At 70.7% G+C, this 16513-nt stretch carries 16 protein-coding genes; 8 read left to right on the top strand and 8 right to left on the bottom strand.

All coding sequences use genetic code 11. The annotated features are described in order from the left end of the window. Positions 1-35 precede the first annotated feature (35 nt). From ACT541_RS06205 to ACT541_RS06195, 3 genes are all read right to left on the bottom strand, one after another. Complete coding sequence (locus tag ACT541_RS06205) at positions 36-1712, bottom strand: methyl-accepting chemotaxis protein (RefSeq protein ID WP_476135127.1); 1677 nt, start codon at positions 1710-1712, stop codon at positions 36-38. A 221-nt stretch (positions 1713-1933) separates the two neighbouring features. After that, positions 1934-2485 (bottom strand): 16S rRNA (guanine(966)-N(2))-methyltransferase RsmD, encoded by a 552-nt coding sequence (gene rsmD, locus ACT541_RS06200; RefSeq protein WP_476135125.1) that lies wholly within the window; start codon positions 2483-2485, stop codon positions 1934-1936. Continuing rightward, on the bottom strand, positions 2482-4449 hold the full coding sequence (locus ACT541_RS06195) for a pseudouridine synthase (RefSeq protein WP_476135124.1): 1968 nt from the start codon (positions 4447-4449) through the stop codon (positions 2482-2484). Before ACT541_RS06195 ends, rsmD begins: the two co-directional genes overlap by 4 nt. 161 nt (positions 4450-4610) lie before the next feature. Between ACT541_RS06195 and ACT541_RS06190 the strand changes: the two genes are divergently transcribed. Beyond that, complete coding sequence (locus ACT541_RS06190; RefSeq protein WP_476136051.1) at positions 4611-5039, top strand: nucleoside deaminase; 429 nt, start codon at positions 4611-4613, stop codon at positions 5037-5039. A gap of 4 nt (positions 5040-5043) precedes the next feature. Here ACT541_RS06190 and ACT541_RS06185 read toward each other — a convergent pair whose 3' ends face one another. The 3 genes from ACT541_RS06185 to purD form a co-directional block, all read right to left on the bottom strand. After that, positions 5044-5889, bottom strand: a complete 846-nt coding sequence (locus ACT541_RS06185) for a patatin-like phospholipase family protein (protein ID WP_476135122.1) — start codon at positions 5887-5889, stop codon at positions 5044-5046. 53 nt (positions 5890-5942) lie between these two features. Further along, positions 5943-6860 carry an alpha/beta fold hydrolase gene (locus tag ACT541_RS06180; RefSeq protein ID WP_476135120.1) on the bottom strand — a complete coding sequence of 306 codons (918 nt, stop codon included), beginning with the start codon at positions 6858-6860 and terminating at the stop codon, positions 5943-5945. A gap of 75 nt (positions 6861-6935) precedes the next feature. Further along, entirely contained in the window at positions 6936-8213 is a 1278-nt protein-coding gene (gene purD / locus ACT541_RS06175) for a phosphoribosylamine--glycine ligase (RefSeq protein WP_476135118.1), read from the bottom strand. 186 nt (positions 8214-8399) lie between these two features. Here purD and ubiA point away from each other — a divergent pair, with 186 nt between their 5' ends. Beyond that, positions 8400-9353, top strand: coding sequence for a 4-hydroxybenzoate octaprenyltransferase (gene ubiA, locus ACT541_RS06170; RefSeq protein WP_476135117.1), 954 nt, complete (start codon positions 8400-8402; stop codon positions 9351-9353). A gap of 70 nt (positions 9354-9423) precedes the next feature. On the opposite strand, the gene ACT541_RS06165 is transcribed toward ubiA, so the two are convergent. Further along, positions 9424-10020: a DUF6101 family protein gene (locus ACT541_RS06165; protein WP_476136049.1), complete on the bottom strand. Its 597-nt coding sequence runs from the start codon at positions 10018-10020 to the stop codon at positions 9424-9426. Positions 10021-10290: 270 nt separating this feature from the next. Between ACT541_RS06165 and ACT541_RS06160 the strand changes: the two genes are divergently transcribed. The 6 genes from ACT541_RS06160 (at position 10291) to lpxK (ending at position 15924) form a co-directional block, all read left to right on the top strand. Beyond that, complete coding sequence (locus tag ACT541_RS06160) at positions 10291-11634, top strand: TldD/PmbA family protein (protein WP_476135116.1); 1344 nt, start codon at positions 10291-10293, stop codon at positions 11632-11634. After that, positions 11621-12418, top strand: a complete 798-nt coding sequence (locus tag ACT541_RS06155) for an inositol monophosphatase family protein (protein ID WP_476135115.1) — start codon at positions 11621-11623, stop codon at positions 12416-12418. The genes ACT541_RS06160 and ACT541_RS06155 overlap by 14 nt, the downstream gene beginning before the upstream one ends. A 55-nt stretch (positions 12419-12473) precedes the next feature. After that, positions 12474-12710 (top strand): DUF4170 domain-containing protein, encoded by a 237-nt coding sequence (locus ACT541_RS06150; protein ID WP_476135113.1) that lies wholly within the window; start codon positions 12474-12476, stop codon positions 12708-12710. 196 nt (positions 12711-12906) lie between these two features. Further along, the gene (locus ACT541_RS06145) at positions 12907-13602 is read left to right on the top strand and encodes a lysophospholipid acyltransferase family protein (RefSeq protein WP_476135111.1); all 696 of its coding nucleotides are present in this window, start codon (positions 12907-12909) and stop codon (positions 13600-13602) included. After that, entirely contained in the window at positions 13595-14896 is a 1302-nt protein-coding gene (locus tag ACT541_RS06140) for a 3-deoxy-D-manno-octulosonic acid transferase (protein WP_476135110.1), read from the top strand. Before ACT541_RS06145 ends, ACT541_RS06140 begins: the two co-directional genes overlap by 8 nt. Then, a complete protein-coding gene (gene lpxK, locus ACT541_RS06135) occupies positions 14893-15924 on the top strand; it encodes a tetraacyldisaccharide 4'-kinase (protein WP_476135108.1) in 1032 nt (343 codons plus the stop codon). The genes ACT541_RS06140 and lpxK overlap by 4 nt, the downstream gene beginning before the upstream one ends. Before the next feature lie 7 nt (positions 15925-15931). On the opposite strand, the gene ACT541_RS06130 is transcribed toward lpxK, so the two are convergent. Then, positions 15932-16153, bottom strand: coding sequence for a DUF2093 domain-containing protein (locus ACT541_RS06130; RefSeq protein WP_476135106.1), 222 nt, complete (start codon positions 16151-16153; stop codon positions 15932-15934). Between the last annotated feature and the right edge of the window lie 360 nt (positions 16154-16513).

The raw sequence follows: 16513 nt of genomic DNA, 5'->3' as shown, positions 1-16513 counted from the left end.
GGCGGCGCCGTCCATGATCTTCGCTGCGCCGCGGCTCAGGCCGAGCGCAGGGTGCGGACGAAGTCCTCGACCTCGTGGGTCAGGCGGTCGGCCTGGCCGGAGAGCCCTTCGGAGAGCGTCATCAGCTGGGTGGCGGCGGCGCCGGTCATCTCGGCGGCCTGGCCGACGCCGGCGATGTTGGTCGTCACCTGGGTGGCGCCCTGCGCGGCGCGATGGGTGTTGCCGGAGATCTCCTCGGTGGCGGCACCCTGCTGGGTGACCGAACCGGCGATCGAGGTCGACATCTCGCGGATCTCGGCAATGGTCGAGACGATGCGGGTGATCGAGTCGACCGTGTCCGAGGTCGCCGACTGGATCTCGCCGATCTTGGCGCCGATTTCGTCGGTGGCGCGTGCCGTCTGGGCGGCGAGCTGCTTCACTTCCGCCGCGACCACCGCGAAGCCCTTACCGGCCTCGCCGGCGCGGGCCGCTTCGATGGTGGCGTTGAGGGCGAGCAGGTTGGTCTGACCGGCGATGTCGCGGATCAGATTGACGACGTCGCCGATCTTCTCGGCCGCTTCCGTCAGGCTGCGGACGTTGGTCTGGGTCTGCGCCGCTTCGTCGGCGGCCGACGAGGCGATCTTCGACGACTGGTCGACGCGCTGGTTGATCTCGCGGACGGAGGCCGCCAGTTCCTCGGTCGAGGCGGCGACGGTCTCGACGTTGGCCGAGGCTTCCTCGGCGGCCTCGGCGACCGACTGGGCCTGGCGCGAGGTCTCTTCCGCGGTGGCGGAGAGATTGCGGGCGGAATCGGCGACCTCGCCCGAGGAGTGGACGAAGCTCTGGGCGAGAGCCCCCATGGTGCGCTGGAAGCTGTCGGCGATGCGGTTGCGCTCCTCGACCATGTGCCGCGCGTTCTCTTCCTCGCGGCGGGCCTGCTCGGCACGCAGGTTCTCGGTCTCGGCGAGGCCGTCGCGGAAGACCACCAGCGTGCGGGCCATGTCGCCGATCTCGTCGCTGCGCTCACGGCCCGGGATCTCGGTCCGGAGATTGCCGGCCGAGATGGTCGCCATGGTCGACGTCAGCTGCTCCAGCGGCCGAGTGACCCGAACGACGACGAAGACACCGGCGGCGATGCCGAGTACCAGCGCGAAGCCGATGAAGCCGAAGATGACCGTGCGCGCCTGCGAATAGACGTGATCGGCGAGCGTGCCGGCATCGGCGGCGCCCTTGTCGTTGAGATCCACGTCACGATCGATTGCGGTCAGCGCGGTGTCGAACAGCGGCGTCGACTTGTTGAAGAAGACGGCGGCCTGCTCGTTCTCGTTCTTCCGGCTGTGGTCGAGAGCCTTGTCCTGCACGGGCACATATTCGTCCCAGGCCTTGCGGAAGTTCTGCCAGATGCCACGCTCTTCCTCGCTCGAGATGAGCTTCTCGTAGGCCACGAACTGGTCGGCGAGCACCTTGCGCATACCGTCGATCTGGTCGTCGAGCCGCTTCATCTCGGTCGCGTCGGTGCTCAGGACGTGACGCGTTCCACGCAGGCGGAAGCGCGTGATCTCGTATTTGATCTCACCCAACGCCTTGACCGACGGCAACCAGTTTCCGGTGATGTCGGCTCCCGCCGCATTCATCGACTCCAGCCGAGAGACAGCCAACCAGCCCTGACCGGCCAGCATGACGACGAGAAGCGCGACGATCGCCACCAGCGACGCCTTGACCGAAATCCGCATGTTTTCCTCCGAGCCCGACGCGGTTCCCCACGCACGTCTTCTTGACCGCGACACACGCGGCTACATGCGGACATGATGATATATATTCATCAACGAGTGCTTAACGCGACGTATTCGCCAACAAATTGCACCAGTAACCTGAACAATTATAATTTTATATGTATTGTCACGAAGAAGTTCTGCGGAAATACAGCCACATCCTCGTCTATGATGTCAATGTATCAGGCACGCAGGAAGTGCAGACGCGTATCGCCCTGCACGCGTTCGTCGATTTGCTCCCAGCCTTCGGGCAGGGCGAGGTCGGCGCTCGCGACCTCCTCGACGACGACGACGCCGCCCGGCTTCATCCAACCGCCGCTCCGCATCGCGGCCATGGCGCGATCGGCGAGACCCTTGCCGTAGGGCGGATCGAGCAGGGCGAGGTCGAAGGGCTCCATCGGCGCGCAGCGGCCGAGGTCGGTGGCGTCGCGGCGCCAGATCTTGGTGGCGCCGGTGAGGCCCAGGCGTTCGACGTTGGCGCGGATCACGCCGCGCGCCTCCGCCGCCTCCTCGACGAAGAGGCAGAAGCGGGCACCGCGCGACAGGGCCTCGAGGCCGAGCGCGCCGGTACCGGAGAAGAGATCGAGGACGCGGCCGTCCTCGATCGTGTCACGATGGCCGTGCCACAGGATGTCGAACAGGCGTTCGCGCAGCCGGTCGGTGGTCGGCCGGGTGTCGTCGGATTTCGGGGTCGCGAGGTTCGTCCCGCGAAAGCGACCGCCGACGATCCTCACGAACGCTCTCCGCCGCCTCGCGGACCGCGGTTGCCGCCCTTGGGACCGCCCTTCGAACCGCCGCCACCGCCACGCGGGCCGAACTTGGCACCGCCGCCGCCGCGCGGACCGTCGCCACGGGGCGCGAACTTGCCGCCACCACCACCACCGCGCGGACCGTCGCCCCGAGGACCGAAGCTCTTGCCGCCACCCTTGGGGCCGTCGCCGCGAGGGCCGAAGCTCTTGCCGCCGCCCTTCGGACCGGCGCCACGCGGGCCATCGCCCTTGGGACCGGCGCCGGCCGGCGCATTGCGACCGCCGGGGCTCATGCCGCGCGGACCGCGCGGACCGAAGCCCTCGGAACGCGCCGGCTTCGGACGATCGCCCTCGGGACGATCGCGGAAGCCGCCGGAACGCGGACGCTCGCCGTCGGGACGGCCACGGAAGCCCTCGGAACGCGGACGATCACCCTCGGGGCGATCGCGGAAACCGCCGGAACGCGGACGCTCGCCGTCGGGACGACCGCGGTAGCCTTCGGAACGGGGACGATCACCCTCGGGACGGCCACGGAAGCCTTCCGAACGCGGACGGTCACCCTCGGGACGGCCACGATAGCCCTCGGAGCGCGGACGATCGCCCTCGGGGCGACCGCGATAGCCTTCCGAACGGGGCTTGTCGCCCTCGGGACGGCCGTGACGGCCTTCCGAGCGGAAGCCGCCGCCTTCGCCGCGCGGGCGCTCGGGGCGCTGGCCGCGCGAGGGCAGATGATCGCCGAAGCGCTCGCCGGTCTTGCCGCCGGGGCCGCGCGGACCCCGCGGGCCGCCTTCACCCGAGCCGGGCCGATCGCGGAAGCCGCCGGAGCGCGGGGCATCGCCCTCGGCGCGGCCGCGGAAGCCTTCCGAACGGAACTTGCCGCCGGGCCCACCGCGGAAGCCCTCGGAGCGGAACTTGCCGCCGGGGCCGCGCGGACGCTCGTCGCCGCCGTCGCGATCGCGGGTGCGCTTCTCGCCGGTGCCGACGAACTCCATCCTGGTGCGCGGGGCGCGACCGCCCTTGGCGTCGCGTCCGCCCTTGCCGCGGGTGTCCTCGGCCGGGTCGAAGTTGCGGATCCTCCGCTTCTCGCCCTCGTCGGCCTCGCCGTGGAGGTGATGGATCAACGGCGCGTCGAAGTCGGCGCCCGATTCCTCCACCAGCCGGTTGCCCAGCTGATCGCGCAGCACGCGGCCGCGGATCTCGCGGATCTCGCCTTCTTCGAGGTCGGCGAGCTGGAACGGGCCGAAGGAGACGCGGATGAGGCGGTTGACGGTCAGGCCGAGCGAGGCGAGCACGCGCTTGACCTCGCGGTTCTTGCCTTCGCGCAGACCCAGCACCAGCCAGATGTTGGAGCCCTGGACGCGTTCGATCACCGCCTCGATCGGGCCGTAGTCGACGCCGTCGAGCGACACGCCGTTGGCCAGTTCCTTCAGCGCCGCCTCTTCGACGTTGCCGTAGGCGCGCACGCGGTAGCGGCGCAGCCAGCCGGTCGAGGGCAGTTCGAGCACGCGAGCGAGGCCGCCGTCGTTGGTCAGCAGCAGCAGGCCTTCGGTGTTGATGTCGAGGCGGCCGACGGTGACGACGCGCGGCATGTCTTCGGGCAGAACTGAGAAGATGGTCGGGCGACCCTCGGGGTCCTGGTTGGTGGTGACGAGGCCGCGCGGCTTGTGGAAGAGCCACAGGCGGGTGCGCTCCTTCGTCGGCAGCGGCTGGCCGTCGACCACCACGCGGTCGGACGGGGTCACCGTGAAGGCCGGGCTTTCCAGCACCTTGCCGTTGACGGCGACGCGGCCGGCGGTCACCCAGTCCTCGGCCTCGCGGCGCGAGCAGAGGCCGGCGCGGGCGAGCACCTTGGCGATGCGCTCGCCGGCGGCGGGGGTGGCGGGATCGGCGGCAACGCCGGTGTTGGCGCGCTGCTCGGGCGCGTCGTCGTGATTTCGCTTCTCGGTCATGGCGCCTTACTAGACGAAAGCGCCGAGACATGTAAGCGGTGGAGGTGAAAATCCGCGCATGTTCGGCGGATTTCGCCGCCTCGACCACCGTCCGGGCACTCCGCCCGCCCCCGTCGCCCTCAAGGAGACCCGACGTGACCGATCTGCGCTATCGCTCCTTCATGGACGAAGCCCTCGCCGAGGCACGTCTCGCGGCGGCGGCGGGCGAGGTTCCGGTCGGCGCGGTCGTCGTGAAGGACGACCGGATCGTCGCGCGCGGGCGCAACCGCACGCTGGAGAAATGCGACCCGACCGCCCACGCCGAGATCGAGGCGATCCGCGCCGCGGGCGCGGCGCTCGGCTCGCAGCGGCTGATCGACTGCGACCTGTGGGTCAGCCTCGAGCCCTGCCCGATGTGCGCCGGCGCGATCTCCTTCGCCCGCATCCGCCGCCTCTACTACGGCGCCGCCGACCCCAAGGGCGGCGCGGTGGAGAACGGGGTGAGGCTCTACGCGAGCCCGACCTGCCATCACGTGCCGGAGGTCTATTCGGGCATCGGCGAGGGCGAGGCGGCGGAGTTGCTGAAGGGGTTCTTCGCGGAGAGGCGGTGAGCTCTCACCACGCCTCGATCAACCGTCCCAGCTTGCGTTTGACTTCGTCCTTCACCGGTTCGGCGGCGGCGAGGATCTTTTCGGCGCCGAGGAAGTCGAGGACGTGGACGTCGTTGACCGGGGGGCGGATCAGCACGTCGGGGCGGCGGGTCTCGAACTTGTAGGCGGCGATCTGCTGCTGCATCAGCTGGGTCGCGCCGATCACCGCCTGCAACGCGCCGGGCAGGGCCTTGCCTTCGCCGGGCTCGGGATAGGAGACGACGTCGACGGCGACGACGAGGTCGACCTCGCCGGGCAGCGCGTCGACCGGCACCGGGTTCATCACCCCGCCGTCCATCAACACGCGGCCGTCGATCACCACCGACTTGAAGATCGAGGGCAGCGCGATCGAGGCGGCCACCGCGCGGCGCAGGTCGCCGCTCGACAGCACCGCCTCGCGGCCGCCCCAGAAGTCGGTCGCCACCACGGCGAGCGGGATCGAACAGTCGGCGAAGGTCGCCGCGAAGGCCTCGGGCACGAAGATGTCGAGCACGGTCTCGGGCGACAGCTGGCCGAGGCTCCAGCTGCCGGAGAAGAGGTCGCCGAACTTCTTCGGCCGGCGGTTCCACAATTTGGCGAAGGCGGCGGAGCGATCGCCGAAGCTCTCGAGCGTACGGGCGCGCAGGCTCGCGCCGTCGAGGCCGGAGGCGCGCGCGGCGGCGTAGATCGCGCCGATCGAGGTGCCGGCGAGCGCCGTCGGCACGATGCCCATCTCGTCGAGGGCCTCGATCACCGCGACATGGGCGATGCCGCGCGCGCCGCCGCCGCCGAGCGCGAGGCCGACGCGAGGGAGGGTACGGAGCTCTTGCATGGGGATTCCTCGGGCAGGGACAAGGGCGAAGATCGGATGTGTCCGCCCCGTATTCAACCCATGAGAAACGGCAGGATCGCGGCGAGCGTCTCCTCGGGCGCCTCCTCGGGGAGGAAATGGCCGGCGTCGACCGCCGCCCCCGTGAGCAGCGCCGGATCGGCCATGAAACGCGCCCAGGCGTCGAGCGGCGACAGGCCGGTCTTGGCCGGGAAGCCACCGGCACCCCAGAGCACCCGGGTCGGGACCGTGATCCGCCGCCCGGCCGCGAGATCGGCCGCGTCCGCCGCACGGTCGAGCGTCGCCCCGGCGCGATAGTCCTCGCAGGTGGCCGAGAGGCGTTCGGGCACGGTGAAGAAGGCACGGTAGTGCGCCAGCGCCTTGCCGCCGAAGACCTTGGGGTCCTTCGACTTGGTCCAGGCGAGCAGCGTCTCGCGCTGCCACTGGCCGGCATCCTCCGCCGCGATGCGGGTCTCGGGCGCGGGTGCGGGTTCGGCGAGCCATGTCCAATGGGGGGCGAGGTCGACGCCGGCCTCCATCTGCTCCCACATGACGAGCGTCGGCACGATGTCGAGCAGCGCCAGCCGGTGCAGCCGATCGGGATGCTCGAGCGCCAGCCGGTAGCCGACGCGGGCGCCGCGGTCGTGGCCCATCAGGGTGAAGCGGGCGTGGCCGAGCTCGTCCATCAGCGCGACGACGTCGGCGGCCATGGCCGACTTCGACATCTGGGCGTGATCGGGGAGGACCTTCGCCACCGACGACCAGCCGTAACCGCGCAGGTCGGGGACGATCACGCGGAAATGGTCGGCGAGCTTCGGCGCGATCTTCGCCCACATGACGTGGCTCTCGGGGAAGCCGTGCAGGCAGACGAGCGGCGGGGCATCCTCGCGGCCGCCGATGCGGGCGAAGATCTTCACCTCGCCGACGTCGACGGTCTCGGCGGCGAAGCCGGGGAAGAGATCGGCGAGATCCATGGGCAGCCTCCTCGTGTCGTTCCCGCGAGGCTAACGGGCGGCGGGCGGATTGGCGAGGGGGAGTGCCCCCTCCCCTCACGCCGTCTCGCGCGCCACCGCGCGCCAGCCGATGTCGCGGCGGCAGAAGCCTTCCGGCCAGTCGAGGGCGTCGACGCCGGCGTAGGCGCGGGCCTGGGCCTCGCGGACGCTCGCCCCCCGCGCCGTCACGTTGAGGACGCGGCCGCCGGCGGCGACGATGCGGTCGCCGTCGGCCCTGGTGCCGGCGTGGTAGACGGTGACGCCCGGAAGCGCCGCGGCCTTCTCGAGCCCGCGGATTTCGGAGCCCTTCTCCACCGTGCCGGGATAGCCCTTCGCCGCCACGACCACGGTCAGCGCGGTGTCGGGGGAGAGCGTCACGGTCTTGTCGGCGAGGGTGCCGTCGGTGGTGGCCAGCAGCAGCTCGAGCAGGTCGCTCTCCAGCCGCTGCATCATCACCTGCGTCTCGGGATCGCCGAAACGGGTGTTGTATTCGATGAGTTCGGGGCCCTTGGCGGTGATCATCAGGCCGGCGAAGAAGACGCCGGTGAAGGGGCAGCCCTCCGCGATCATCGCCTCGACGGTCGGGCGGACGATCTCGGCCATGACGCGCTCGGTCAGTTCCGGCGTCATCACCGGGGCGGGCGAATAGGCGCCCATGCCGCCGGTGTTGGGGCCGGTGTCGCCGTCGCCGACACGCTTGTGGTCCTGCGCCGAGGCGAAGGCGAGCGCGGTCTTGCCGTCGCAGAGCGCGAAGAAGCTCGCCTCCTCGCCCTCGAGGAAGCCTTCGATCACCACTTCGGCGCCGGCCGAGCCGAAGGCGCCGGCGAAACAGTCGGCGAGGGCTGCTTCCGCCTCGGCCATGGTCATGGCGACGGTCACGCCCTTGCCGGCGGCGAGCCCGTCGGCCTTGACGACGATCGGCGCGCCGACGCGTGCCAGGTATTCGCGCGCGGAGGCGAGATCGGAGAAGCGCCCGTAGGGCGCGGTCGGGATGCCGTAGCGAGCGCAGATGTCCTTGGTGAAGCCCTTGGAGCCCTCGAGCCGGGCGGCGAGCTTCTTCGGGCCGAAGGCCGGGATGCCGGCGGCCTCGAGATCGTCGACGATGCCGGCGACCAGCGGCACCTCGGGGCCGACCACCACGAAGCCGATGCCGTTCGCCTTGCAGAAGGCGACGACGGCGGCATGGTCGGCGACGTCGAGGGCGAAGCACTCGGCGACCTCGGCGATGCCGGGATTGCCGGGGGCGGCGAAGAGCTTCGTCAGGCGGGGCGAGCGGGCGAGCGCATGGGCGAGCGCATCCTCGCGGCCACCCGAACCGATCAGCAGAACCTTCATCGCGCGCACTCCCTCGCCTCACCCTTCCGGTGGCGCGATCTAGCAGCGCGGGGGGCGCCAAGTCCACCATCGGCTTCGCCGCGCGCGGGGATTTCCGCGACCGACCGACCGCCGGCCCCGCCGTCGACGCCCTTGACGGCGGGCGCGTTTCGTCTCACCTCGGGGCGACGCCAACCGAGAGCGACCATGTCCCGACCGACCAGCCCCGATCCCACAGCCTCCGTGGTCGCCGATGCCGAGCGCGGCCATTGGGCCGACACGCTGCTACCGCCGTGGCTGCGCCCCTATGCCCGGCTCGCCCGCTGGGAACGGCCGATCGGCTGGTGGCTGCTGCTCTGGCCGTGCTGGTGGTCGGCGGCGCTGGCCTCGGATGCCGCCGGCAGGGCGCTGCCGAACCTCTGGCATCTGGTGCTGTTCTTCGTCGGCGCGGTCGCGATGCGCGGCGCCGGCTGCACCTGGAACGACATCGTCGATCGCGACATCGACGACAAGGTCGCCCGCACTCGGTCGCGGCCGATCCCCTCGGGTCAGGTCGACGTCGCCCGCGCCCGGATCTTCCTCGTCGCCCAGGCGCTGGTCGGGCTCGCGGTGCTCTTGCAGTTCGGCGCCTTCGCCGTCGTGCTCGGCTTGTCGTCGCTCGGCATCGTCGCGGCCTATCCCTTCGCCAAGCGGATCACGGACTGGCCGCAAGCCGTCCTCGGCCTCGCCTTCTCCTGGGGCGCGCTGATGGGCTGGGCGGCGGCGCGTGGCGAACTGGCGCTGGCGCCGGTCGCGCTCTACCTCGGCGCCATCGCCTGGACGATCGGCTACGACACGATCTACGCCCATCAGGACAAGGAAGACGACGCCGTGGTCGGCGTGCGCTCGACGGCGCTGCTCTTCGGGGCGAAGACGCGGATCTGGGTCGGCGGGCTCTACGGCGGAACGATCGTCTGCTTCGCGGTGGCGCTGTTCTCCGCCGGCGTCGGCCCCCTCGCCTTCCTCGGGCTCGCCGCCTTCGCCGTCCATCTCGGTCGGCAGGTCGTCCGGCTCGACATCGACGACCCCGATCTCTGCCTCGCGCTCTTCCGCTCGAACCGCGAGGCGGGCGCGCTGTTCTTCGCCGGGCTGATCCTCGACGGGCTCGTGCGCGCGCTCTGAATGCAGAAGACCCCACGCCGGGGTCGCGACGCGGGGTCAAGTCGACAGGGGGACTTCGTTTTCTCCTCGGTCAGTCGCGACCGAAGATCTCGTGCTTCTCGATCACCACCGTCTGGCCGGCGAGGCCGGGCTTGCGGCGGGTGAGGAACCGGGGGCGACGGTCGGCCAGCACCGTGCGGCGACGGCGCGGACGGACCGGAGCGATCTCGACGGCGCCGAGGCGGGTCTCGACCGAATGCCAGGAGCCGTCGGCTTCCACCACCAGCTTCGGCAGCATCAGGACGCGCGACCAGGCCTTCCAGTCGGCCACCACGTCGGCGAGATCGTCGGCGACGGAGAGCGGCAGCGACAGATGCGGGTCGCGGTGAAGGAGTTCCAGCACGACGCGCGGTTCGGCCTCGGGCCGCGCCGGGTCGACGCTCATGCGGACGGCGACGCCTTCGAAGGCCGCCATCGGGAAACGCAACGCCATCGGGATGCCAGAAGGCAGGCGACGGCACACCTGCACCATCGATGCCTCGAGGATCACCGCGGCCTCGCCCATCGGGCGGCCGCTGCGCGGATCGACGCCCGTGTCGTAGCGAAACCGCTGCGGCAGCGTCATCGGATCGAGGCGCACGGTTGCGCCGGCTCGAAGATCGACATCGCTGCCGATCTTCGAGGTCATCATGGCTCGATGCCTCACGATAGCCTCCTGCGGGTCTCGATTCTTCTGCCGAGAACCTCGCCTTGGACTGGAGATTGACTCGTCGACCCCCAGAACCGGCTTAAGAAACGCGGTTGAGAAACCGTTGATCTGCATAGGGTTTACGGCCGGTCACGAAACGCGGTTGAAAAGTCGTGACCATCTCGCCGGGAGGCGCGCGCCGTGCCACCCTTGTCGCCGGCGGATTCGACGCCTAAACCCGAAGTCGCCGCATCATCCGAGGGATCTTCCATGACCGACGTGCTCGACCAGTCCGCCCTCGAAGCCGCCGCACGGCGGCTGGTGGAGGCGGCGCGGAAGGCCGGCGCCGACAAGGCCGATGCGGTCGCGGTGCGCGGCGTGTCGATGTCGGTCGGCGTGCGGCTCGGCGCGGTCGAGGACAGCGAGCGCGCCGAGGGCGACGACTTCGGCCTGCGCGTCTTCGTCGGCCGACGCACCGCCACGGTCTCCGCCAACGTCTTCTCCGATCCGACCGTGCTCGCCGAACGCGCCGTCGCCATGGCCCGCGTCGCACCGGAGGATCCGTGGGCCGACCTGATCGACGAGGCGATGCTCACCCGCCGGATCGCCGATCTCGACATGGTCGATCCGTCGACGCCCGACGCGGCCGAGCTGACGGCACGGGCGCTCGCCTGCGAGGACGCGGCGCGGGCGGTCGCGGGCGTCACCAATTCGGGCGGTGCCTCGGCCTCGTGGTCGCTCGCCGGCCTGGTGCTCGTCACCTCGCACGGCTTCTCCGGCGGCTGGCTCAGGACCTCGCATTCGCTGTCGGTCTCGGCGGTCGCCGGAACCGGCACGGGCATGCAGCGCGATTGGGACGCCTCGTCGAAGATCTTCGGCGCCGATCTCGATCCGGCCGAACTCGTCGGCCGTCGGGCGGGCGAGCGCGCCGTCGCGCGTCTCGCCCCGCGCAAGATGGAGACCGGCACCGCCACGGTGATCTGGGAGCCGCGGGCGGCGACCGGGCTCGTCGGCCACTTCGTCTCGGCGATCAACGGCGCGGCGATCGCCCGCAAGACGTCGTTCCTGAAGGACCGCCGCGGCGCCCGCGTCTTCGCGCCGGGCATCACCATCCTCGACGATCCGCGCAAGGTCCGCGGCCTCGCCTCGCGTCCCTTCGACGGCGAGGGCGTGGCGGGCGCACCGCTGACGCTGGTCGAGGACGGCATCCTGCAGGACTGGCTGCTCGACGGCGCCTCGGCGCGCGAGCTCGGCCTCGTCTCCAACGGGCGCGCCTCGCGCGGCACCGGTTCGCCGTCACCGGGCTCGACCAACGTCACGCTGAAGCCGGGCAGCCGCTCGCGCGAGGAGATGATCGCCTCGATCGACCGCGGCCTGCTCGTCACCGACATGATCGGGTCGGGCGTCAACGGCATCACCGGCGACTATTCCCGCGGCGCCTCGGGCTTCCTGATCGAGAAGGGCGAGATCGGCCCGGCGGTGTCGGAAGTCACCGTCGCCGGCAATCTCTCCGACATGTTCGCCCGGCTGGTGCCGGGCTCCGACCTCGAGAGCCGTTTCGCCATCGCTGCGCCCTCCGTGATGATCGAGGGCCTCACCATTGCCGGACGCTGAGCCAGACCGCGCCGAGGATCTTGCCCTGCTCGAGGCGGCGGCCCTGGAGGCCGGCGCCATCGCGATGCGATATTTCCGGCAGGACCCCGAGGTCTGGCACAAGCAGGGCGGCTCGCCGGTGAGCGAGGCCGACATCGCCGTCGACCGGCGGCTCGGCGAGATGCTGCGCACGGCTCGGCCGGACTACGGCTGGCTGTCGGAGGAATCCGTCGACGACCCGACCCGCCTCGAATGCGCCCGCGTCTTCGTCGTCGATCCGATCGACGGCACCCGCGCCTACCTGCGCGGCGAGGAGGACTGGGCGGTGTCGCTCGCCGTGGTCGAGAACGGACGGCCGGTCGTCGCCGCGCTCCTGCAACCTTCGACGGGGCGGCTGATGACGGCGGTCGCCGGTCTGGGTGCCCATCTCGAAGGCAGGCGGATGCGGGTCGGTCACCCCGGCTCGCTCGCCGGGGCGCGGCTCGGAGCGCCCTCCAAGTATCTGGAACGACGGGAAGTTCGCGAGATCGGCTTTGCCGCGCGGCGGACCGTTCCGTCGCTGGCGCTGAGGATCGCCGCGGTCGCCGACGGCAGCCTCGACGTCGCCTATGGAACGGGCAATGCCCATGATTGGGATCTTGCGGCAGCCGACCTGTTGGTGCATGAAGCCGGCGGGCGATTTTGCAATCGCCGCGGCGAAGCGCCGCAGTACAACAGGCCCGTACCGCGCCACCCGGCGCTGGTCGCCGCCACGCCGGATCTCTTCGACGACGCGCTCGCGCTGCTCGAACGTCTGGCGGGGTGATCGATCCAGCCGGCGCGACGCGAGGCTCGGCCCACCATCGGTTCGGTAGATCGACATGAGCGCGAAACCCAAGAAGTCCTTGCCCCACCTCGTTCTCGGCGGCGAACTCGAGAACCTCGACGGGCATGAATTCCGCGATCTCTCCAAGGTCGATCTCGTCGGTCTCTTCCCCGACTACGAATCGGCCAAGACCGCGTGGAAGGCCAAGGCACAATCGACGGTCGACAATGCGCACATGCGCTACTTCATCGTCCACCTGCACCGCCTGCTCGACCCGGATCATCAGCACTGATCACCATCGCGTCGCTGCGACACCGTGTTGAAATGTCGAGGGTGACGCGACGAGAGATCGGCGCTATGGAGTCTCTCCGAAATCGAGTTCGGGGGCGAATTCCTGCGATGATGCGCGACATGACCACGGCGAGACCGATCGCCGTGACGAGAGGCATGCTCGCACCCGCTCGGCCGGGTGAACCGGGAGCGGCGGCATGCTGAAGAAACTCGTCGAGAAGCCGGCCTTCCGCCGCTTCGTCGCCGGCTTCATCGCCGCCTATTTCCGTCTCGTGAACCGCACCTGCCGCCGCATCCAGGAACCCGCCGACTTCTTCGAGCGGTTCGAACCGCGCGGCCTGATCGCCACCACCTGGCACGGCGAGCACTTCATGTTCCCCTTCGTCGCGTCGACGAAGACGTGGAAACTCGCGGCGATGATCTCGCGTTCGCGCGACGGCGACCTCAACGCGCTGGTGGCCGAGAAGCTCGGCGCGGCGACGATCCGCGCCTCCGGTGGGCGCGACGGCGCGGAAGTAGCGCGGCGCGGCGGGGTGCGCGGCTTCGTCGAGGCGGTCCGCATGCTGCGCGACGGCTATGCCATCACCATCACCGCCGACGTGCCGAAGGTCGGCAAGGTGGCGGGCGAGGGCATCGTGCAGATCGCCCGGCGCGCCGGCGTGCCGATCCTTCCGATCGCCGCCGTCACCTCGCGACGCATGCGGATGCGCTCGTGGGACCGCGCCGCCTTCAATTTGCCGTTCGGGCGGTTCGTGGTGGTGTTCGGCGAACCGATCGACGTTCCCGAAGATGCCGACGAAGCGACGATCGAGACCATACGTCGCGAACTCGGCGAGACACTCGATCGCCTCTTCCGCCGCGCCTACGAGATCGCCGGAGGCAAGGATGCCTGACATGCTGGGCGAAGCCGCCCTGACGCTCTACCGTGCGACCGGCCGTTTCCTGCGGCCGGGGCTCGGGCTGGTGCTGGAATGGCGCGCCCGCCACGGCAAGGAAGACCGCTCGCGCCGCCACGAGCGGCTCGGCAGTCCCCGCCGCCGACGCCCCTGCGGACCGCTGGTGTGGGTCCACGCCGCGAGCGTCGGCGAGACCGTCGCCGTTCTGCCGCTGGTCGAGCGGCTGACCCAGGAAGGCTTCGTCGTGCTGACGACGACCGGCACCGTGACCTCGGCGCGGATCGCCGCCGACCGTCTGCCGGTCGGCGCCATCCACCAGTTCGTGCCGCTCGACGTCGACGTCAACATCGACCGCTTCCTCGACCACTGGCGCCCGGGCGCGGCGCTCTTCGTCGAGTCCGAGATCTGGCCGGCGACGGTCGATCGGCTGCGTCGGCGCGGCATTCCGCTGGTGCTGGTCAACGCCCGCATGTCGGAGCGCTCGCACCGCCGTTGGGCGCGGCTCGACGGCATCGCACGAGCGCTGTTCGGCCGGCTCGACGGGGCGCTGGCGCAGAACGACGGCGACGCCGAACGGCTGAAGGCGCTCGGCGTCGGCCAGACCGTCGTCACCGGCAATCTCAAGTTCGACGGTGCCGCGCTCGGTCACGACCCGCGCGAGCTGGCGCGCCTCACGGGGGTGATCGGTCAGCGCCCGACCTGGGCGGCGGCCTCGACCCATCCGGGCGAGGAACTGATGGCGGCGGAGGCGCACCGCATCGTGCGCCAGCGCCTGCCGCGCGTCCTCACCGTGATCGCGCCGCGCCATCCCGAACGCGGCGACGCGCTCCGGGCCGATCTCGCCGATCTCGGTCTCTCGGTCGCCTCGCGCTCGCACGGCGAGATGCCGGGGCCGGGCACCGACATCTATCTCGCCGACACGATCGGCGAGATGGGCCTCGTCTACCGGCTGGCGCCGATGGCCTTCGTCGGCGGATCGGTGACGCCGCGCGGCGGGCAGAACCCGATCGAACCGGCGCGGCTCGACTGCGTCGTGCTGCACGGACCCTCGACCCACAATTTCGCGGAGATCTATGCCGATCTCGACGCCTGTGGCGGCGCCGTGACGATCGACGGGGCGGCCGATCTCGCCGCGGCGATCCTCGACCTCCACGCGACGCGCGAGCATCGCGAGACCATCGCGGGCGCCGCGCGTTCGGTCGTCGACCGGTCGACCGGCGCGCTCGGCCGCACGCTCGACGCGCTGGCGCCGGTGCTCGAGGCGGCGCGGAAACGGGAGCCGGCGGCATGAATCGTTGGCACGCGCGGATCTGGGCCGAAGACTGCGCGCTGACACGGGTGCTGGCGCCGCTCGCCGCCCTCTACGGCATGATCACCGGCGCACGGATGATGCGGCCGCCGGCCGGCCGGGTCGGCATTCCGGTGATCGCGGTCGGCAACTTCACGGTCGGCGGCGCCGGCAAGACGCCGACCGTCGACCACATCGTCCGCCTGACACGCGAGGCGGGTCTCGCGCCCTTCGTCGTCACCCGCGGCTACGGCGGGCGCGAACGCGGGCCGCTACGGGTCGATCCGTCGCGCCACGACGCCGGCGACGTCGGCGACGAGGCTCTGCTGCACGCCCGCGTCGCCCCGACGATCGTCGCCCGCGATCGTCTGGCCGGCGCGCGTGAGGCCGAGCGGATGGGCGCGAACCTCGTCATCCTCGACGACGGGTTCCAGAACCCGCGGCTCGGCAAGGATCTGTCGCTGGTGGTGGTCGATCGCGCCTCCGGCCTCGGCAATGCCCGGGTGATGCCGGCGGGGCCGCTCAGGGCGCCGCTCGAGGTGCAGTTCGCCAAGGCCGACGCGCTGATCGTCGTCGACAACGGCGAGGGCATTCACCCGACCACCGAGGGGCTGATCGCCGGCGCGACGGAGGCCGGCATTCCGGTCCTGACGGCGCGGCTCGCCGCGCGCAATCCGGAAGTGGTCAAGGGTCGACGCATCGTCGGCTTCGCCGGCATCGGCCGGCCGGCCAAGTTCGCCGCCACCCTCGAGGCCTGCGGCGCACTGGTCGCCGACTTCGTCGCCTTCCCCGATCACCACACCTTCAGCGGCGAGGAGGCGGCCGACCTGATCCGTCGCGCCACCGCCGTCGACGGCGATCTCGCCACCACGGCCAAGGACGCGGTCAGGCTGGTGCGCGGTCAGGGGCCGCTGGCACGGCTCGCCGCGAAGATCCGGGTGGTGGAGATCGGCCTCGTCTTCGACGACGAGATGCGGCTGGCACATCTGATCGCCGCAGCGCTCGGCCCGGCCGGTTCGCCGACGCGCTGAGACGGTCTCAGCCGCGGCCGACGATCTGCAGGTGACGACGCAGCGAGGCCTCGGCGTCGACGTAGGGCTCCTGGCGATCGACGTTCCAGTAGCGCAGCTCGTCGAGCGGGATCGTCGCCCCGGTCACGGCGCAGACGACGTGAGAACCGTTGGAGATGATCTGGAAATCGCCGTCGAGATAGCGGATCTGGGCTTCGCCGCCGCGGCGGGAGGGCTCGAAACGGTTCATGTCGGTGGTCGTGTCCTGAAAAATCGAAGACCCATCCTAGCGACAAGACGCGGTCGCGTCACCTCTCGAGACGGTGAAGCGCCGTCCGGGGCGCGATCCGCCGGCCGCATGGACGAAGAGAGCCGCTCATACGGAAAGAGCGGCACCGGCGTCGCCGGTACCGCTCTTCCGAAAGCAATGTCGTCGCGTCACGGGGCCGGGCGAGCGCCCGAACCCGCTTCGCCCACGAGCATCAGCCCTTGACGACGGCCGGAGCCGGAGCCGGGGCCTTGGCGCAACCGGCGACGGAGAGGCCGGCAGCGGCGACGAGGGCGAGAACGACGATACGAACGGTCTTCATGGGTAATCCCCCTGGAATGT

Source organism: Pinisolibacter sp. DMC100 (assembly GCF_056313705.1).
This window is presented reverse-complemented; position numbering and strand designations above follow the sequence as displayed.